This is a genomic window from Micrococcaceae bacterium Sec5.8 (genome assembly GCA_039636775.1).
Classification (GTDB): Bacteria; Actinomycetota; Actinomycetes; order Actinomycetales; family Micrococcaceae; genus Arthrobacter.
This window is the reverse complement of sequence record CP143429.1, coordinates 2,595,529-2,615,168: the sequence shown is the minus strand read 5'-3', so window position 1 is coordinate 2,615,168 and position 19,640 is coordinate 2,595,529. Positions and strand designations below refer to the sequence as shown.

Genomic DNA, 19,640 nt, shown 5'->3' with positions numbered 1-19,640 from the left:
CGGCTCCCTGCTGGAACTTGCGGGGGAGACTCTGCGACGGTCCCTGGGCAAGCTGCGGGCCATACCGTTCACCCTGGCGGTCCTGGCTGGTTTTTTGCTGACCGGGGCGGTCACCGGCAGTTTCCTCAACGGGCCGCCGGAATCGCTGCTTGGCGTCGCCTCCGTTAGCGCCCAGGGACTCAAAGCCGGGCACTGGTGGTCCCTGTTCACCTCCCTGTTCTTTGCCACCAACCCGCCCGCGTATGCTGCGGCGGCGCTGATGATTCTGCTTCTTCTGGGCCTCGCTGAGCGGCAGCTGGGCAGCCTGCGGACAGCTGTTTTCTATTTCGCTGCGCAGTTCGCGGCCGTGACCCTCTTCCTGCTGGTGACACAACTTGCCCATTACGCTGACGACGGCTGGCTCGGCCGCATGGTCAATGCCCGGCTCATGGGTCCGTACGCCGCGGTGCTGGCGGTTTCGCTGGCCTCCAGCGGCCTGCTGCCCACGTTGTGGCAGCGGCGGCTGCGCACCACGGTGGTGTCGATTTCGCTCATGCTGGTGCTGTACGTCGGGCATGCCGAGACCGTTGTGGGCTTCACCGGGGCACTGGCAGGACTGGCCGCCGGCTGGTGGATCCAGGGCGACAAGGGCACCCTGCACCGCCACCGCTCCACGGGACGCGAAACGAGGAACCTGCTCGCGCTCACGGTGGCGATTTTCGCCAGCGGTCCCATCGTCACTGCCACCGTCCGGAGCCCCACCGGGCCGCTGGCATTGCTGCGCGACGTCGTCCTGAATCCCTTGCCCACGCTCAACCAACTCGAACAGTACTGCGGCGGTGCCATCGACGTCACCTGCCTGGAAGCAGGGCGGGCCGGTTTCGCGGGGCCGCTGGGCCTGGCGCTGGCCGTCGTTCCGGTGGTGCTGCTGCTCATTTGTGCGGACGGCATGCGCCATGGCCGGCGACTGGCCCTGCGGATCGCGATCACCGTCCAGCTCGCCGTCACGGCACTGGCCGCCGTGTATCTGTCCCTCTTCGCGCGGATTCCGCAGGACTCCGGCCGGCCCCGCACCGGTGTCATGGGCTCAAGTTTTGTTCACGTGCTCCCGCTGGTCATTGTTCCGCTGGTGCTCGTTGTTCTCCTGGCAGCCAACCGGCGGCAGTTCCGCGTGGAAACGGGTCCCCGCGCCCGCCGGGCCCTCGCCGTGGTGGTCGGCGGCACCTGGTTGGTGCTGGCCAGCGCCTACACCGGCGTCTGGCTGGCCGCCGGAGGCATGGACCGCGACGGCGGCCTGCTGGGCCTGGCCGCCGAACTTTCCCGCCAGTACCTGCCGCTTCCCATCCCGGGAACCTACAGCCGCATCTTTGAGGGCCGGCATCCGGCCGAGGCGTTCCTGTTCGCCACCTCCGGCATCATCTTCTGGGCGGTGGCCCTGATTGCTGTGTGGATCGTCCTGCAGCACCGGCTGCACCGCACCGACGCCGGTGCGGGGGATCGCGATATTGCCCGCAGCCTGATCCGCCAGGGCGGCGACTCGCTGTCCTGGATGGCGCTGTGGGAGCCGAACAAATACTGGTTCGCCCCGGAGGGCCGCGGGGGAGTGGCTTATCAGCAGCACGGCAACGTCGCGTTGACTCTGGCGGGTCCCTTCGGCCCGGCCGCCTGCCATGGGGAGGCCGCCAGTGGTTTTATCAGGTATTGCACCGATCATGCCCTCATCCCGTGTTTCTATTCCTGCACGGATGCACTGTGGCCGTTGTTGAAGGGCCGGGGCTTCCGTCGGGTCGCGGTGGCTCAGGAGACCAGGCTGGCCGTGCGCTCCCTTGAATTCAAAGGCAAGGACTGGCAGAACGTCCGGACCGCCCTGAACCGGGCCGCGAAGACCGGAGTGCACGCGGTGTGGGGCCGCTACGCTGACTTCGCGCCGGCCGTGCGGGCCCAGCTGAGTGAAGTCTCGGAGGATTGGGCCGCGCAAAAGTCCGTCCCGGAGATGGGTTTCACGCTTGGTGGCATCGACGAGCTGGAGGACGAAGAGGTGCTGTGCTGCCTCGCCGTGGACGCCGAGGGACAGGTCCAGGGGGTGACCAGCTGGCTGCCGGTCCACGCGGACGGCCGGCTGGTGAGCTGGACGCTGGACTTCATGCGCAGGCGCGGAGGGGCATTTTCCGGCGTGATGGAGTTTCTGATCGCTTCGGCGGTGCTGGAGCTGCGCAGCTCGGTGGAGGTCATTTCCTTGTCCGGATCGCCGCTGGCGAAGGATGCGGCGGACGTGGCCGGCGAGGACTCCGGTTCCGAGTCGCTCGCCAGGATCCTCGACGTGGTCGGAAAGGCGCTGGAGCCGGTGTACGGGTTCCGTTCACTGGCGTCCTTCAAATCCCGTTTCCAGCCGGAATACCGGACGCTCTACCTTTATTACCAGGATCCCTTGCAGCTGCCCGCCATGGGACGGGCACTGAGCCGGGCGTACCTGCCGGGCCTCTCGGTGCGGCAAAGCGCGCGCCTGTTGAGAAGCCTCGTGCGCTAAAGAAATGGTCCCCGGCTCGTACGAGCCGGGGACCATTTCTGCGCGGAACTGCCGCTGGCAGTTCTGCTGCGGGGTATTAGACCAGCGTTACGCCGGTGGCCTGCGGACCCTTGGCGCCCTGGCCGATTTCGAACTGAACGCGAGCGTTCTCGTCGAGGGTCTTGAAGCCACCGGTCTGGATCTCGGAGTAGTGAACGAAGACATCGCCGTCGGAGTCATCCGGGGTGATGAAGCCGAAGCCCTTTTCAGCGTTAAACCACTTGACGGTTCCCTGTGCCATGTATTTCTCCTGATTGTGGAAATTGATTAAGTACGGCACGCTGCGTGCCGGGCTTGGTCACTCCGCGAGAAGAACCGTGGCTCTAGGACCGGGGAAGCCGGACTTTAGGCGGCAGGCGCTTTCCGCTCGCAACACGTCTTGCGAGCATGAAAAACACCTACACAAAGACTCGTATAAGAATTTCATGCCCGTTGCGCCAGGTCAACGGGCAGGGAGCACAATTCTCCAAATTTTGTACAAAGAATCGACGAATGGTGTCGGCGGGTTAAAAGAGCCGGGATTCGACGTCGTCGACACCGCGCATGGCATCATAATCGAGGGTGACGCAGTCGATCCCGCGATCGTTCGCGAGGACCTTCGCCTGGGGTTTGATCTGCTGGGCGGCGAAAATGCCGCGGACCGGTGCGAGAAGCGGATCGCGGTTGAGCAGTTCAAGGTAGCGCGTGAGCTGCTCGACGCCGTCAATGTCGCCGCGGCGTTTGAGCTCGATGGCCACCGTGCCGCCAGTGGAATCCCGCGCGAGGATATCCACCGGACCGATCGCTGTGAAGTACTCGCGGCGGATCAGGGAGAAACCGGCGCCCAGGAGCTCTATCTGGTCCGCCAGCAGGCGCTGCAGGTCAGCTTCCACACCGTCCTTGATCAGTCCGGGGTCCTGGCCGAGCTCATGGGAGGTGTCGTGAAGCTGCTCATGAATATTAATGATCAGCCGGTCATCGGTTTTAGCGGACTGAACGGTCCACTGCTCGATCACGCCGATTTCCACCTCCACCTCGTCCGGAGTGGAAACCCGCAGGGACGCCGGAGGGCTCATCCAGTTCAGCGGCTTATAGGATCCGCCGTCGGAGTGGACCAGCACGGAGCCGTCGGCCTTGACCAGCAGGAGCCGGGTGGCCAGTGGAAGATGGGCTTTGAGCCGGCCGACATAATCAACGGAGCAACGGGCTATGACTAAACGCACCCGCACAACACTACCGTCTACCGGGGCAGGGGACACCCGGACTGGGGCAGAATGGAACCATGCCCCGTTCCAACCGACCCCGCCGCGCTGCCCCGGGCCGGGCCGGGTCCGGTAATGCAGCCAGACCCGGAGCCAAAGGCGGCCCGGTGCCTGAGCTTGACCTGGAGCGCGCGCGCACCGGGTTCGCGCGCAGGGAGAGTGCGCCGGACGGGGAGTGGGCGGTCCGGCCCATCACCGCCGGGCGCGCGGAGAAGACGTACATCTGTCCCGGCTGCTCGACGGCGGTGCTGCCCGGAGTAGCGCACCTTGTGGTCTGGTCGGAAGACCACTTGTTTGGGGCGGCAGCCGGGCTTGCTGAGCGCCGGCACTGGCACACCAACTGCTGGGCGTCGCGCAGCTACCGCTACCGCTGAGAAGTGGGTGGCCGCTGTCGCTAAGCTGGTTGCATGAGTTTTGATCCGGCGTCGTACGTCTTCAGCCAGCCAGCCGCCCCCACCGCGATCCGGGCCTCCACGGTGCTGCCGGCCCGCCGCGAGAACGTGGAGCTCCGCACGGGCGACGGGCACCGGCTCGTCGGCGAGCTGGCCCTCCCGGAATCCGGTGACATCAAGGCAACCCTGATCACCCTCCACCCGTTGCCGACCCACGGGGGGTTCATGGACTCCCACATCTACCGGAAGGCCTCCTACCGGCTGCCCGCCCTGGCCGGAATCGCCGTGCTCCGGTTCAACACCCGCGGCACCGGCTCGCCACGGGGAACGTCCGAGGGAGCATTCGAGGAGGGGATCGGGGAACGCCTCGACGTCGAGGCGGCCGTGCAGTTCGCCGTGGACCGCGGGCTGCCGAACCGCTGGCTCGTAGGCTGGTCCTTTGGCACCGAGCTGGCCCTCATGTATGGGGCGTCCGAGCCGGTGGCCTCGGAGGTGCAGGGCGCCATCCTGCTGTCACCGCCGCTGCACCGGGCCGCCGACGTGCACCTGTTGGAGTGGGCGGCGTCCGGCAAACCGCTCAAGGTTCTGGTTCCTGAGTTCGACGATTACCTCCAGCCGGCCGAGGCCGCGCAGCGCTTCGACGTGGTGCAGCAGGCCCGGGTGGTGGGCGTGGACGGTGCCAAACACCTGTGGGTGGGGGAGAAGTACGCCGGCCGCGTCCTTAATGAGATCGTCGATGAGGTTCTGCCGGCGCTCCCCGGCGGAGCACCGTCCGGGCTGCCCCTGCAATGGGACGGACCGGTCGCCACAGCGCACGCCTAAGGCTTGATTCCCCGATCCGGCTGGGCTGACCGGGTTCAGGCGGGTAGAGGTAGTCGAACAAGGCCTGCCTGGGATTTTGCCAGGGCCAGGAACCGGGCAGCTGACGACGGATGCGCCGGGCGCTGGTGGCGATCCGGGCCGTGACGTGGCCACAAAACACCAGCTCTGCACAATTCCTCCGTGCCTCACAAGCTGCCTGAAGAAGTGATCTTTGGCTAGGAATCTTGAGTAAGACGGGGACCGGCGGCACTGCAGACGTTTCGAAGCCGGACCCACTGGGACTGTGGGGCCCCAGCCCGACTGCAGGGAGGCCGGATGGACGGGCGCCGAGGAGGACGTGAATGGGAACGAACGCCTGATGGGAAGGGCGCCGGTTACTTTGCGCCCGGCTGGGACGGTGAACGTATCGCCCGCCGGGCGGGAATCATCGGCTGGATCGGTGCGGCGTTGGCCGTCATTGTCCTCGGCGTGGGCGCGTTCCATGTCTCCCAGGAATTTTCGGAACAACGCAATTACACCCAAATGAAAACCGAGGGCATTCCCGTGCCTGCGACGGTCAGGACCGTGACCGTGGAGCGTTCAAAAGAGCTCTCGGGCAGCGCTCCCGGAAATAGCTCGGGTTGGGACTACATCACTGAGACCACCGCAGCTATCGAATACACGGTTAAGGGCCGGACAATCCAGGCTCAGATCAATAACCGCAGGCATGAGATGAATAAATACCCCGCGGCGGCTTGGCGCCGGGGCGAGGTTGTGTCGTTGTACACGGACGCCTGCAACCCCGAGCAGTTCATCCTCTTCCACGAATACAGGGAGGAGGATGCCGGATCCACCCCACGCACTGCCTTCCTCATCCTCGCCTTCACAGGCGGGATCCTGATCGTACCGGCCGTGTTGATCATCGCAGGTATAAGGAATGTCCACGCAGCCCGCAGACTCTGAGGCTCAATCATCGGTGGTCAACGGGCTCGCTGAGGGGGCTCTGTGCGGGTCGAACAGTTCAATCCAGGCAGTCCGTTGCTGCAGAACCTGTAGCCGCTATCAGGCCCCCGTACTGAAGCGTCGAGGCACCCGGGCCGGGGCGGTCGTATCAGTCAGCACGGCGTCACCCGTATCAAAGGCGGACCGCTGTACCCGCTCCGGAAGAGAATGGAAGACCAGCGCCTCCTCGAGCACAACGGGCAGCACTACCAGACCGCGCCGGGCCGCAAGCAGTTCACAAAGGCCCCGACTTCCACAGCGGGTGTATACGTCGATAGTCACCCTTGACCCACGTGATACGAGGAGCGGGAGGACGCAAAAGATGATGATGGATGCCGCCAGGACGGCAGTTGCCCAGCCATGCGGTTTTGACAGGGCCACCCCGATAGTGAAGGGACCGATTCCCAAGCCCCGCGCCGGATAGAGCCAACGGGGGGATCCAATAAAACGGCCTATGGTTCTGCTGGGACTCTGACACCGGCCGCAGTGCTTCCTGGGCTTCTGCTGCCGATGGGCGCGTGCCGCCTTCGCTTGCCATGCCCGCAACCACAACTTTCCGTTGTGGAAAAACAAGAATTTCCACTAGGGAAACAAGCCGGTTCGTGCGAGTTTACTGGCTGTTTCCAGAATCCCCATGCCGCTGCCGGCCACCCGGCCGGCGTTCTTGGAAAACCACTGATGCCGAATGCCGCGGCCGCGTCCCGGACCGCCGGCCGTAAGGTGGGGGTCATGACAAAGCCAAAGATTGCGGTGCGCAGTGGCAAGGGCACGCGCAACCGCCGGTTCAAAAAACTTCCAGTTCCCGTCTCGAGCCTCCGGTGGGCGCTGATGCGCAGGCTGATCTTTGCCGTCCCCGTCGGCTTCTTTTTCGGCGGGAAGTTGATTAATGCCTTCAACACCGATGAATCAGGTTCGGGGACCATGGCCGCAATGGGCGGTGGTATGGGGCTGTCCTTTGCCCTATTCCTCGGAATCATCTGGCTCCTGGGCCGCAGCCGTCGGTCAGCGTTCGCGGCATCGGGAGGAGACCCGAATGCCACGAGTGTGTTGCTGTTCGGCGTACTGGCCCCCCGCACCGCGAACACCGGGCCCGGCGGATACCACGGCGACGGCGGATCCAGCTCGGGCGGGGACAGCGGATGCGGGGACAGCGGATGCGACGGCGGTGGAGGCGACGGCGGAGGCGGCTGCGACTAGGCGTGATTCACCGGTCCGGCTGGGCTGATGGGCTGAATCCGGTGTCGGGCTGTTGTGCGGGCAGAGGGCATGCCGGGGTGCGGGGCCCCGCTGGCTTTGTGTGTTCCACGGGTGGTTCTGGTTGTGCTGTGCGGCTGGGTTGACCGGGTTCAGGCGGGTTGCTGCGGCGGGCAGAGGTAGTCGAACAAGGCCTGCCTGGGAGTTTGCCAGGGCCATGACCGCGGTGGCCAGCCAGGCCGGGTTCGCTGCGAAAACACCCGAGGGCAGGTGCGCCTGCGCGCTGTCCTTCAGATCGGCATTCACCTGCTCGATCTGTGCGTGTTTGCGGTGGGTCTTGTCCGCCGCGACGGTGTTCAGGAGTTTGGCGTCCACTGTGGTGAAGAACGCGTGGTGCCGGTGCGTCTGGAAGAGGGTTTCCTGCCCGCCGGCGGTCTTCGGGTTCAGTTCCGGGATGCGGCGCACAACCAGCCCGCCGGTGATCTGCTCACCCTTTTTTTGCGGGAGCTGAACGCGGTGAACCTGGTTTCGCCGAGACGGTCTGTCGGTGCCCCGACCATCATCCGTGGATCGAGGCTAAGCCGGCACGCCCGGAGAGAGCAAAGAAAAATGGCCGGCCCGCTGCGTGGATCCACGCGGCGGGCCGGCCCTTTTCGTCGCGGAGACGTCGTGGAGAACCTGTCGGATTCCTAGTGCCGGTCCTGGCGGACGATGAAGATCTCCTTGATCAGGAGCATGATTGCTGCGGCGGTGGGGATGGCGATCAGTGCGCCCAGCACACCGAGCAGGCTGCCGCCGGCAATCACCGAGATGACGGCAACGGCGCCGGGCACGGCGACGGCCTTCTGCATGATGCGCGGAGAGATGAAGTAGGCCTCGAACTGCAGGTAGGCGAAGTAGCAAATGGCGTACACCGCGGCGGTCTGCCATCCTGCTGTGAGGGCGATCAGCGTCACGATGACCCCGGCAATCATGCCGCCGACCAGCGGAATGAAGGCCAGCAGGGCCACGACGAAGGCGAGCAGCACGGCGAACGGGACGCCGACGATCGACATCACGATGAACGCGAAGATGGCGTTGACCAGGGCCACGACAGCCTGGCCGATCACGTAGTTGCCCACCGACCCGGTGATTTCCTCCGACAAGGCCTCGACCCTGCCCCGGCGGGACCGCGGTGCGAGGCGGTAGCCCCACTTCTTCATGGCCGGCAGCGCGGCGAGGAAGTACAGGCTCAGCACCAGCACAATGAGTGCGCCGAACAGGCCGTTCGCCACTGTGGACCCGAAGCCCACCACTCCGCCGAAGATTCCGCCCATGGTCTCCGGGTTATTGACGAACTTTGTCAGTTCCTGGGTCACGCGCTCGCGCACCCCGTACTGGTTGTCGATGCTGCGGAAGAAGTTTGAGTTGACGAAGTCCGTGATCCAATGAGGCGCTTCCTGGACGATCTGGGTCACCTGCTGAACGATCGTGGGGATCAGGGTGGCAAAGAAACCGGCGATGGCCAGGCCCAGCGTGGCGACGGCGAGCACGATGCCGGCGGCCCTCGGCACCCTTTTCCCTTCAAGCCAGCGCACCACGGGATCCAGGCCCAGGGCGATGAAAAGCGCAGCGACGATCCAGAGCAGCAACTGCGTGGTGTTGGAACCGATCCAGTAAACAAGCAGCGCGACGCCCACACCCACGGTGCCCATGAACCCGACGTAGAAGGGGTGCTGGGAGGACATCCGCGGGCCGGGGCGGCCGAAGCGGGTGTCCGCGTTGGTCTCCGGTGCCGTCTCGTCCTCCTCATGCTCCGGCGGGAATTCGAAGCGAAGCCGGGGCTGGGCGCCCGGAAGGGGCTGGCGCAACCGCTGGGCCATGGTGTTCAGCATCCCGGCCAGGGCGGCCCGCCGCGGCGAGACCTGCTCGTCCGGACTTCCCACCGTGCTGCCGGATTGCGGTGCTTCTTCCGGTCCTGAGGGGGACGAATCCGTGTGTCCAGTCACTGCGCTAAATGCCCTTTTTGCTGTTAAAACCGGCGGGGGACGCGGTAGCGGCCCCCGTGTGATGATCTTCGCAAACACTATCAGCAGGCTTGTTGCTGCGCGCCCGGACAACCGGGAAAGGTGCCGCCGAAGGAATTGACAACCGGACCGATCTGACTCTGTGGTAACAAACTGGTTACTATTGAAGCTAAGTGTCCGCTGATGATAGGTAATATTTTGCGTTTCAAGACTGCAGTTGCAGTACTGCTGCTGGGCCTCCTGACACTGCTGGCCGGCATTGGCCAGAAGACCTTTTGGGCTCCGCCGGAGACCGTCACCGCCAGTGCACCCGCCGGTACCGATGCGCCGCTGACCGTGTTTGACGGGAAACTCCGCACGCTCCACGACGGCACGGTGACCATCAACGTCAAGGGTGAGGGCAGCTTTATGCTCGCGGCCGGACGGCCGGACGATGTTCAAGCGTGGGTGGGGAACACTGCGCACAACACTGTCTCGGGTGTCTCCGAGGACAGCAAGGCGCTGCAGTTGACGCATACCGACGGCGACGCCACGGCGCCCTCGCCGGCCGGCTCGGATCTGTGGGTGAGTACGGAAGACGCCAGTGGCGAGCTGAAGTACAACTGGACCCCGCCGGCGGACGGTGACTGGTCCTTGCTGCTGGCAGCAGACGGGACCAAGCCCGCCCCCAGTTCCATCAGCATGACCTTCCCGAACGACACGTCCACTCCGTGGGCCATTCCGTTGATGGTTCTTGGCGGCCTGCTGATCCTGGCCGGTGCGGTGCTCCTTGCGCTCAAGCCCAAGTCCGGCAAACGCACCGGGACGGGCGGGAAAGCCGCCGCGGCCCCGGGAACGGCTCCTGCGGCCGGCACCGCAGGGGATGAGCCGAAAAACACCACCGAGCAGCTCGCTGCTGCTCCGGTCCCCGCAGCCAAGCGCCGCCGTCGCACCGGGGCGGTTGCCGCGGTACTGACGGCCACCGCGCTCGCCGGCAGCGGTGTTGCCGCGCAGGCCAGCCAAACGCCGACGCCGTCGCCGAGCGCTTCTTCCGCAGCCGCCGGGCAGGCCCCCGCTTCCCCGGTCCTGATCGATGCGCAGGTCCGCCGCATCCTCGAACAAGTCGCGAGTGCCGTGGATGCCGGCGACGCCGCCAAGGACGCCGGCAAGCTGGCGTCCCGCGTGGCGGGGACCGAGATCAATGTCCGCACGCAAAACTATAGGATCCGCTCCCAGGTGGGCTCTTACGAGGCCCGGATGCCGGTCCGCGCCACCAAGCTTCTCACCACCGTTATCCCCGACAACCGCTCCTGGCCGCGCACGGTTTTGGCGGTCACGCAGGGCGAGGGCAACGTCGTTCCCCAGCTGCTTACCCTGACCCAGACCGCCCCGCGGGAGAACTACAATCTGGTCCTGGCCACGCCGCTGCAGCCGGGCACCACCTTCCCGGAGATCACCCGCGGCGGCACCGGGACGCTGGCACCCTCGGATAAAACCGGCCTGTTGTACAGCGGCGAGGAAGCGCTCGCAGGGCTGGGCGACCGGCTGAAATCAGCCGATTCCGCGTTCAAGGACAAGCTCGCCGAGGGTGCATCCTCCCCGTACATTGCGGACACTCTGGCCTACCAGACGGACGTGGTGAACTCAGGGGTCAACGGCACGTTCTCCTTCTCCCACACGATCGGGCCGGACAGCCTCGTGGTGTTCAAGACCGCCGACGGCGGGGCCTTGGCCCTGGGCCGCCTCGACTTCGGGTTCGACGGCACCCCCAAGGCCGCCGGTGACAAGCTGACGATCGGTGACGACGCCGCGGCCCTCGCCGGCGGCAAGGAGACCAGTACCGGCATGGTCCTGAACTTTGCCGAGTCCGTAGCCGTCTACATCCCTCCGGCCGGGTCCCAGGACCCGATGAAACTGGTGGCCGCCACCCGGGGGCTCGTGGGAGCCAACTTCAAGTAACGGCGACTGCACGAACCTCAATTGCACGAACCTAAACTGCACGACCCGAAAGGACCCGGCCGCCCAGGCCGGGTCCTTCCGTTGTGGACCCCCTGGCCCGGGGCCGGATCAAATGGCCCCGGGTCGAGTGGCATTAGCCCGGGGCGTTGTGGCTAGAGTGGAACCATGACTTCGCCAGCTTCCCGTCCCGTCCCGCCAGCTGCTGCCAACCCGCTGAACCTGCGGGGCGCCGTCGACCTCTCCTCACTGAAACAGCGCCCTGCACCGCCGTCCGGAACGGGTGCGCCCGAGGTGCCGGGCGCGCCGGCCGGTGGAGACGGCGGAACGGAGCGATCCGGCCGGCCGCTCCGGGTGGACATCACCGAGGCAAACTTCCAGGAACTCGTGGAGCTGTCGGCCCAGGTGCCGGTGGTTGTGGCCCTGTGGGCCGCCTATTCCCCGGGATCCGCGGACCTGGTGGACGTCCTCGAACGGATTGTGGACAGCTACTCGGGGCAACTGGTTCTCGGTGCCGCGGACGTCGAGGCGTTCCCCCAACTCGCCCAGGCGTTCCAGGTCCAGGCCGTGCCCACCGCCGTTGCCCTCGTCAAGGGCCAGCCGGTTCCGCTCTTCCAAGGCGGTGCCGAGGAGCCGCAGGTCCGCACTCTGCTCGATGAACTGCTCAAGGTTGCCTCCGCCAACGGCGTCACCGGACGGATCGGTGCGGGCGGACCAGGCGACACCGAGCCTGAGGTTCCGCCGCTCCCGCCCCTGCACCAGAAAGCGTTCGATGCGATAGAGGAGGGTGACTACGCCGCAGCCGCGGACGCCTACCGCCAGGCCCTCCTGGAGATGCCGGCCGACGCCGACGCCAAGGCCGGCCTTGCCCAGGTGGAGCTGATGGGCCGGCTCCAGCCGCTCTCGGCAACGGACACCGAGGCTCTGCGCCAGAAGGCCGCCACCGAGCCGGACAACCTGGAAGCCCAGCTCGCCGTGGCCGACGTCGACGTCGCCGGCGGCCACGTCGAGGACGGCCTGGGGCGGATCGTCGCGTTCATCGGCAGGAATTTCGGTCCGGAACGGGAAACGGCACGGGTACGGCTGCTGGAACTGTTCGACGTCGTCGGCACCGGCGATGACCGCGTCGCAAAAGCACGGCAGAACCTCGCACGGGTGCTGTTCTAGTGGGCTCGGCCCTTTTCACGCCGCTGGAACTGCGTTCCCTGCACCTGCAGCACCGCGGCTGGGTGTCTCCCATGTGCCAGTACAGCTGCGATCCGGGCACCGGCGAAGGCGTTCCCACCGACTGGCATCTGATGCACCTGGGCTCCTTCGCGACCGGCGGAGCAGCCCTGATCCTCACCGAAGCTGCAGCGGTGAACGCCGCCGGGCGGATCAGCCCCCGGGACGCCGGGCTGTACAACGACAGTCAGGCGGAAGCGTGGGAACGGATCACCGCGTTCGTGCACCGGCATGGAGCCGCGGACGCGAAAATCGGCACCCAGCTGGCGCACGCCGGCCGGAAAGCATCCTCCTATTGGCCGTTCTCCGGACAGAAGGGCACCGTCCCGGCCGACGACGGCGGCTGGCCCACCGTCGGACCCGGAACCGGAGCCTTTGACGGCTACGAGGCCCCCTCGGCAATGACCGAACAGGAGATCGACGGAGTGATTGCCGACTTCGCCGCGGCGGCCGTCCGGGCCGTTTCGGCCGGTTTCGACACGATCGAACTCCATGGCGCCCACGGCTACCTCCTGCACCAGTTCCAAAGCCCGCTCGTCAACGACCGCACGGACCGGTGGGGCGGTGACGAGGCCGGCCGGAACCGGCTCACCCTCGCCGTGATTGATGCCGTGCGCAACGTTATTCCCGACTCCATGCCCTTGCTGTTGCGGATCTCCGCGTCCGATTGGGCCGAGGGCGGCATCGACGTCGAAGCGTCGGTTCGGCTGGCCAGGACGGCCGCTGAACACGGCGTCGACCTTGTGGACGTCTCCAGCGGCGGCGCCGTGGAGTACCAGCAGATTCCGGTAGGACCCGGCTACCAGACCGGCTTCGCGGCCCGGATCCGGCGGGAAACAGGGGTCCGGACCGGGACCGTGGGGCTTCTGACCTCCGCCGGCCAGGCCGAGCACGCCGTCGCGACCGGCCAGGCCGACGGCGTCTTCATCGCCCGGGCTGCCCTGCGCGATCCGCATTGGTGGCTGCGGGCCGCGTTCGAACTCGGCCACGAGCTTCCCTGGCCCCCGCAGTACGAACGGGCAGTTCCCCGGCACTCATTTTGACGGTCCCGAGCATCTGCCGGTGCGGACGAGGATACGCCTTCCGGACGATCCGCTGAGGGGGCTCGGGCGGTTAGTCTATCGACATGACTTTTCAGCAACCGCATCCGCACACCCCTGGCCATCAGCCGGGTCCGCTGGTGCCGGCACTGTCACTTCGCGGGCTGGCCAAGCGCTTCGGCACCAAGATCGCCGTTGACGGCATCAACCTGGACGTGCCCGCCGGTTCCTTCTACGGGATCGTCGGGCCGAACGGGGCCGGCAAGACCACCACCCTGTCGATGGCCACCGGACTGCTGCGGCCCGATTTCGGCACGGCGCTGGTGCACGGAGTTGACGTCTGGCAGCACCCGCTGGAGGCGAAGAAGCTGATGGGCATCCTGCCCGACGGTGTCCGGCTCTTTGACCGGCTGACCGGCGAGCAATTGGTGAGCTACGCCGGGCTGTTGCGCGGAATGGCCCGGGACGTTGTTGCCGAGCGGGTCAAGGAGCTGCTGGCCGCCCTGGACCTCAGCCCTGACGCCGGAACTCTTGTGGTGGACTACTCCGCCGGCATGACCAAGAAGATAGCCCTCGCCTCCGCGCTGATCCACGCGCCCCGGCTGCTGGTCCTCGACGAGCCGTTCGAGTCGGTGGATCCGGTCTCCGCTGCCAACATCCGCGACATTCTGGACCGGTACGTGGCGTCCGGGGGCACCGTCATCGTCTCCAGCCACGTCATGGACCTGGTCCAGCGGATGTGCGACCACGTCGCCGTCGTGGCCGCCGGGCGCGTCCTTGCGGCCGGGACTGTGGACGCTGTCCGCGCGGGCGAATCCCTCGAGGACCGCTTCGTCCAGCTGGTGGGCGGGCGCAACCATTCAGGGGGGCTGGAATGGTTGCGCACCTTCTGAAGCTCAAGCTGACACTGCTGCGCAATGGCGTCCGGCGCAGCCCCTGGCAACTGTTCGGCCTTGTCATCGGTGCACTCTATGCGCTGGGCCTGGTAGCCCTCGGGATCTGGGGACTGCTGGTCCTCCGCGGGGCGGACGCCGGTCTGGCGCAGACCGTGGTGGTCCTCGGCGGAGCTGCGGCACTGCTGGGGTGGGCCGTCGTCCCGATCGCGGCTTCCGCCGCTGATGCAACCCTGGACCCTGCGCGGTTCACCACCTTCGCCATACCCATGCCGGCGCTGCTCACCGGGCTGGCGCTTGGCGGGCTCATCGGAATTCCAGGCACAGCCACCCTGCTGGTCGCGTTGGGCACTGTGGGGACCTGGTCCCGGAACTTTCCCGGCGCGGCAGGTGCACTTCTTGGAGCGGTCCTTGGGGTGCTGTCCTGCATCGTGTTGTCCAAGGTGGCCACCACTGCCACCGCCGGGCTGGCGGGTTCCCGCCGGTTCAAAGATGCCAGCGCAATTGTCTTCCTGATTCCGCTGGTTTTGCTGGGCCCCATCCTGGCAGGCATCTCCGAGGGCATCGCGAACTCGGGGGACTTCCTTCCCGGACTTGCCAGGACGTTGTCCTGGACACCGGCCGGGGCCGCCTGGGCGCTCGGCGGTGACCTCGCCACGGGAAGTTACGGCGCCGCCGCGGTGAAGTTCCTGATCGCCGCCGCAACTCTCGCCGGGCTGGTGCTGAGCTGGAAGCTATTGCTCCAACGGGCCCTGGTCACGCCGCCGTACGCCGGAACGGCCAGGAAACGGGCCGGCGGACTGGGCTTTTTCGGGTTGTTCCCGGCGACGCCGACGGGCGCGGTCGCGGCCCGGTCCCTGAGCTACTGGCTTCGGGACCCCCGGTACGCGGGCTCCCTGGTGATCGTGCCGCTGCTGCCGGTGCTGATGCTGTTCCAGGCCAGCCAGACCGGGTCCTACGGCATGCTCCTTCTCGTCGGCCCGCTGACCGCGTTCCTGCTTGCCTGGTCGATCTCAGCCGACGTCTCCTACGACAGCACGGCCTTCGCACTGCACCTTTCGACGGGAGTGAGGGGGGTTTACGACCGGCTCGGCCGTGCCGTGGCATGCCTGCTCATCGCCCTGCCGGTGGTGCTGGCGCTCAACGTCCTGCCCTACCTCGTCGGCGCGGACTGGGCGCTCCTGCCCGGAGTGCTCGGACTCTCCCTCGGGGTCCTGTTCAGCGGTATTGGACTGTCCTCCGTGGTCTCGGCGCGTTACACCGTGGCGGTGCCGCTTCCCGGGGACAGCCCCTTCAAGAAGCCGCCCGGCAACGTCGCGCAGACCATGGCGGTGCAGTTTGGCGGCATGGGAGTGCTCCTGCTGCTCACGCTCCCCGAATCGGCGCTGTTGGTGGCACAAGCCGTCACCGGCAGTGCAACCTACGGCTGGATCAACCTGGTCCTGGGCCCGGCCCTGGGGCTGGCGTTGTTCGTCGTCGGGATCCGGCTGGGTGGCAAATGGCTCGACGCGCGGGGGCCGGAGCTGCTGGCCCAGCTGGCCGTCAACCGTTGACGGCGCGCCGCAGCCGGGACTGCGATACCCTGCCACTAAGCCCCCGCCAAGGGCACGTCGGAGGCAACAACCGTTAGCCCCACTGCCGGGACCCGCAAGGGCAGCCGCAGGCACCGCAAAATAACCGTAAGGGCACGCCATGGAAGTCGTCATTCTCTCCGGCAGCAGGCCAATTGCCGCCCTCGCGGCGGATGCGGTGCAGGCCCTGGTGATACGCAAACCCGGCGCCGTCCTGGGTCTGGCCACCGGTTCCTCGCCGCTGCCGGTGTACGACGAACTGGCGCTGCGGTATGAACGGGACAAGCTGGACTTCAGCGGGGTGCGTGCCTTCGCCCTGGATGAGTACGTGGGTCTGCCGCCGGGCCATCCCGAGTCCTGCCGGGAGGTCATCAAGCGGGAATTCACCGAGCGGGTAAACATCGACCCGTCGAACGTTACCGGCCCCGACGGCTCGGCAGCAGACATCCCTGCCGCCTGCCGGGACTACGAGGAAACCCTGCACAGGGCCGGGGGAGTCGACCTGCAATTGCTGGGCGTTGGCACTGACGGGCACATCGCGTTCAACGAGCCCGGTTCTTCCCTGGCCTCGCGGACCCGGATCAAGACCCTGCTGGAGCAGACGCGCCGGGACAATGCGCGGTTCTTCGGCAGCCTTTCCAACGTTCCCCACCATGTTCTCACCCAGGGCCTCGGAACCATCCTCGAAGCCCGGCATGTGATCCTTCTCGCCACCGGAGCGCAGAAGGCCCAAGCGGTCCGCGACCTGGTGGAGGGACCCGTTGCCGCGATCTGCCCCGCGTCTGTGCTGCAACTGCATCCGCATGCCACGATCCTGGCGGACGAGGCGGCGGCGTCGTCCCTGCGGCTCGCCGACTACTACCGCCACAGCTATGAGAACAAGCCGCCATGGCAGGACCTGTAACGTCCGTTCCGGCCGGTAAGGCAGGCTGCAGCCGCCGTCCGGGCGCCACGCCGTCGCCATACCGCTCCCGCCAGCGGCTAAGATGGAACTCATGAACGCCATGACCGAACCCCTCGAAAACGACCCGATGCGCGAGCTCTCCGGAGCCGGGACGTCGACGGCCACGATCGAGCGCGAGGAACTGCGCCAGGAAGTTGAGCCCGGCGACCGGGAACGCTTCTCGCACTATGTGCGCAAGGAAAAGATCATGGAATCCGCCCTGTCCGGCGAACCGGTCATCGCCCTGTGCGGCAAGGTCTGGACACCGGGCCGCGACCCGAAGAAATTTCCCGTCTGCCCGGAATGTAAAGAGGTCTATGACGGCCTCCGCCCGGACGGCAGCGACGGCAAAGGGTCCGGGGACAAGTAGTCCATTCCTGGGACACGGCGCCAGCGGCGCGCCGCTCCCCAAGCGCGCCGCCGGCAGGCAGTCCTGCCGTTCAGGCGCACGATGCCCGGCCCACGATGGCGCCGGTGATGGCTGACGGTTCATCCGACGAAGATTGGTGTTTTTGTGTTTAATTGGGTTTCTCCGGCAGCGGCTGCAGTGCGCACACTGGGGGGCCCCAAATGACCGAGACGCTCTTTGGCGGTCCTGTACTGCCCCCCGCGTATCCCGAACGGGCAGCCTGGGGCACCGCACAGAAGCTTCGGGCCTGGCAGCAGGAGGCCCTCGACAGCTACTTCAGCTCCCACCCCAAGGATTTCCTTGCCGTCGCCACCCCCGGAGCCGGCAAGACCACCTTCGCGCTGCGGGTCGCGTCCATGCTGATCGAGGCCAACATCGTCAACCGGGTCACCATCGTGGCACCCACGGACCACCTGAAGCGGCAGTGGGCCGACGCCGCAGCCAGGGTGGGCATCGCCATTGACCCGAACTTCAAGAACGCCGACGGCCAGCATGGCCGCGGGTTCATCGGCGTCGCGGTCACGTACGCGCAGGTGGCCAGCAAGCCCATGCTGCACCGGGCCAAAACCGAGGCGGCACGCACGCTGGTGATCCTGGACGAAATCCACCACGGCGGCGAGGCGTTGTCCTGGGGCGACGGCCTCCGTGAAGCTTTCGAGCCCGCCGCCCGCCGCCTCTCCCTGACAGGTACGCCGTTCCGTTCCGACACCTCGCCGATTCCATTTGTTGAGTACGCAGAAGACCGCGACGGTATCCGGCGGTCCAAGGCGGACTACACGTACGGTTACGGCAAGGCGCTCCGGGACCATGTGGTCCGGCCTGTCATGTTCATGGCCTACTCCGGGCAAATGCGCTGGCGCACCAGCGGCGGCGAAGAGATGGCGGCCTCCCTCGGGGAATCAGCCGTCACCAAGGACATCACTTCCCAGGCCTGGCGGACCGCCTTGAACCCCGCCGGGGAATGGATCCCTGCGGTGCTCGCCGGGGCGGACAAGCGCCTCAGCGAGGTGCGCCGGACCGTTCCCGACGCCGGCGGCCTGGTCATCGCCACCGACCACGAGGACGCCCGCGCCTACGCCGGGCAGCTGAAGCGGATCACCGGCGAATCGCCCACGGTCATTCTCTCGGACGACGCCAAGGCCTCCAGCAAGATTGAGGAGTTCACCGCGAGCGAGAAGCGCTGGATGGTGGCCGTGCGGATGGTCTCCGAAGGTGTCGACGTTCCTCGGCTCTCTGTCGGCGTGTACGCGACCTCGACGGCCACACCGCTGTTCTTCGCACAGGCTGTCGGGCGTTTCGTCCGCGCCCGGAAACGCGGCGAAACGGCGTCGGTGTTCCTGCCGTCCGTGCCGCAGCTCATGGCGCTCGCGAACTCCATGGAAGCCGAGCGTGACCACGCACTGGACCGCCCGGAGAAAGAAGACGGTGACGGCCTCTTCAACCCGGAAGACTCGCTGATGGACGAGGCGAACCGCGAGGAGAAGGCCTCCGATTCCCTAACCAAGGGCAAATTCGAGGCCCTGGACTCGCAGGCCTCCTTCGACCGCGTGCTGTTCGACGGCGGCGAGTTCGGTACCGGCGGCGAGGTGGGCTCGGAGGATGAGCTGGACTTCCTTGGAATTCCCGGCCTGCTCGACGCCGAACAGGTGGGCACACTGCTGCGCCAACGCCAGCACGAGCAGCTCAACCGCAAGAACTCGCGTGGCCCGCAGGCTGATGCCTTGCGTGCCGCCGACGCGGTCCCGGCCGTGCCGGACCACCGCATGCTGATGGACCTGCGCACCGAACTGGCCAAGAACGTCGCAGCATGGTCCGCCCGCACCGGCACCCCGCACGGCGTCATCCATACCAAGCTCAGGACGGTCTGCGGCGGCCCTGCCGTGGCGCAGGCCAACGAGGAGCAGCTGCAGACCAGGTTGCGGAAGCTCCAGGACTGGTTCATCGGACGGAAGTAACAGTCTCCGGCGTGAACGGTAGGCAAAAAGAAGAGGACCGGGAATTCCCGGTCCTCTCCTTTGACTGCTCGCGGTGCCGGGAAGTTACTGTCCGGTGCTGCAGAGCCCGCTGAGGGTCTGCCCGGCAGCGGTGTAGGAACCCTGCAGCTGCTCAAGCTTCGCGGAGTCCGGGTTTTCCTTCGCGGCTTCGTCCAGGTACTCGAGGATCGACTGCAGCGGAGCTCTCATCTCCTCGGACGCTGAGGCCTCAATCGGCCGGATGCGGTTGGCGAGGCGGATCATGCCCGCCTTGTCGGAGTTCGACGTCGGCCCCGCGCCGACCGTCTGGACCCGCGCGCAGGATTCCTGGGTGGTGTCCAGCGGGGCAGAGCAGCCGGCGGCGCCGAGCAGAGCTCCGGCAGCGATCAGGACAGTAAGGGTCTTCTTCATGATGTACTCCGGGGTTTTGCGGGTCAGGCGATTGGCAAGGATTTCGAGTCTACTTCGCGG

General features: G+C 66.6%; 17 protein-coding genes and 1 pseudogene. 13 read left to right on the top strand and 5 right to left on the bottom strand.

Annotation, left to right across the window (positions count from 1 at the left end; translation table 11 throughout):
- Nucleotides 1–7: 7 nt before the first annotated feature.
- Complete coding sequence (locus tag VUN84_12010; GenBank protein ID XAS65843.1) at nt 8–2,506, top strand: DUF2156 domain-containing protein; 2,499 nt, start codon at nt 8–10, stop codon at nt 2,504–2,506.
- Between the two features lie 76 nt (nt 2,507–2,582).
- Here the strand turns inward: VUN84_12010 and VUN84_12005 are convergent, their stop codons facing one another.
- Nucleotides 2,583–2,786 (bottom strand): cold-shock protein, encoded by a 204-nt coding sequence (locus VUN84_12005; protein XAS63033.1) that lies wholly within the window; start codon nt 2,784–2,786, stop codon nt 2,583–2,585.
- A gap of 265 nt (nt 2,787–3,051) precedes the next feature.
- On the bottom strand, nt 3,052–3,747 hold the full coding sequence (nucS, locus tag VUN84_12000; protein ID XAS63032.1) for an endonuclease NucS: 696 nt from the start codon (nt 3,745–3,747) through the stop codon (nt 3,052–3,054).
- Between the two features lie 59 nt (nt 3,748–3,806).
- On the opposite strand from nucS, the gene VUN84_11995 reads away from it, so the two are divergent.
- The 4 genes from VUN84_11995 to VUN84_11980 all read left to right on the top strand — a co-directional run bounded on the left by VUN84_11995 (nt 3,807) and on the right by VUN84_11980 (nt 7,178).
- Entirely contained in the window at nt 3,807–4,160 is a 354-nt protein-coding gene (locus tag VUN84_11995; protein XAS63031.1) for an ATP/GTP-binding protein, read from the top strand.
- Between the two features lie 33 nt (nt 4,161–4,193).
- Nucleotides 4,194–5,000, top strand: coding sequence for an alpha/beta fold hydrolase (locus VUN84_11990; protein ID XAS63030.1), 807 nt, complete (start codon nt 4,194–4,196; stop codon nt 4,998–5,000).
- Nucleotides 5,001–5,315: 315 nt separating this feature from the next.
- Nucleotides 5,316–5,942, top strand: coding sequence for a hypothetical protein (locus VUN84_11985; GenBank protein XAS63029.1), 627 nt, complete (start codon nt 5,316–5,318; stop codon nt 5,940–5,942).
- Between the two features lie 768 nt (nt 5,943–6,710).
- Complete coding sequence (locus VUN84_11980; GenBank protein ID XAS65916.1) at nt 6,711–7,178, top strand: hypothetical protein; 468 nt, start codon at nt 6,711–6,713, stop codon at nt 7,176–7,178.
- Nucleotides 7,179–7,388: 210 nt separating this feature from the next.
- Here VUN84_11980 and VUN84_11975 read toward each other — a convergent pair.
- Nucleotides 7,389–7,696 (bottom strand): annotated as a pseudogene (locus tag VUN84_11975) (IS1380 family transposase).
- Nucleotides 7,697–7,864: 168 nt separating this feature from the next.
- Nucleotides 7,865–9,049 carry an AI-2E family transporter gene (locus VUN84_11970; GenBank protein XAS65842.1) on the bottom strand — a complete coding sequence of 395 codons (1,185 nt, stop codon included), beginning with the start codon at nt 9,047–9,049 and terminating at the stop codon, nt 7,865–7,867.
- 315 nt (nt 9,050–9,364) lie between these two features.
- Here VUN84_11970 and VUN84_11965 point away from each other — a divergent pair, with 315 nt between their 5' ends.
- From VUN84_11965 to VUN84_11930, 8 genes are all read left to right on the top strand, one after another.
- Nucleotides 9,365–11,119, top strand: a complete 1,755-nt coding sequence (locus VUN84_11965) for a hypothetical protein (protein XAS63028.1) — start codon at nt 9,365–9,367, stop codon at nt 11,117–11,119.
- A gap of 165 nt (nt 11,120–11,284) precedes the next feature.
- Entirely contained in the window at nt 11,285–12,283 is a 999-nt protein-coding gene (locus tag VUN84_11960) for a tetratricopeptide repeat protein (protein XAS63027.1), read from the top strand.
- A complete protein-coding gene (locus VUN84_11955) occupies nt 12,283–13,383 on the top strand; it encodes an NADH:flavin oxidoreductase/NADH oxidase (GenBank protein XAS63026.1) in 1,101 nt (366 codons plus the stop codon). The genes VUN84_11960 and VUN84_11955 overlap by 1 nt, the downstream gene beginning before the upstream one ends.
- 83 nt (nt 13,384–13,466) lie before the next feature.
- On the top strand, nt 13,467–14,273 hold the full coding sequence (locus tag VUN84_11950) for an ABC transporter ATP-binding protein (GenBank protein ID XAS63025.1): 807 nt from the start codon (nt 13,467–13,469) through the stop codon (nt 14,271–14,273).
- On the top strand, nt 14,255–15,826 hold the full coding sequence (locus VUN84_11945; protein ID XAS63024.1) for a transporter: 1,572 nt from the start codon (nt 14,255–14,257) through the stop codon (nt 15,824–15,826). Before VUN84_11950 ends, VUN84_11945 begins: the two co-directional genes overlap by 19 nt.
- 139 nt (nt 15,827–15,965) lie before the next feature.
- The gene (gene nagB / locus VUN84_11940) at nt 15,966–16,748 is read left to right on the top strand and encodes a glucosamine-6-phosphate deaminase (protein ID XAS63023.1); all 783 of its coding nucleotides are present in this window, start codon (nt 15,966–15,968) and stop codon (nt 16,746–16,748) included.
- A gap of 82 nt (nt 16,749–16,830) precedes the next feature.
- Nucleotides 16,831–17,157: a DUF3039 domain-containing protein gene (locus VUN84_11935; GenBank protein XAS63022.1), complete on the top strand. Its 327-nt coding sequence runs from the start codon at nt 16,831–16,833 to the stop codon at nt 17,155–17,157.
- Nucleotides 17,158–17,357: 200 nt separating this feature from the next.
- Nucleotides 17,358–19,151 (top strand): DEAD/DEAH box helicase, encoded by a 1,794-nt coding sequence (locus VUN84_11930; protein ID XAS63021.1) that lies wholly within the window; start codon nt 17,358–17,360, stop codon nt 19,149–19,151.
- Between the two features lie 84 nt (nt 19,152–19,235).
- Here the strand turns inward: VUN84_11930 and VUN84_11925 are convergent, their stop codons facing one another.
- Complete coding sequence (locus VUN84_11925; GenBank protein XAS63020.1) at nt 19,236–19,580, bottom strand: hypothetical protein; 345 nt, start codon at nt 19,578–19,580, stop codon at nt 19,236–19,238.
- Nucleotides 19,581–19,640: the final 60 nt, after the last annotated feature.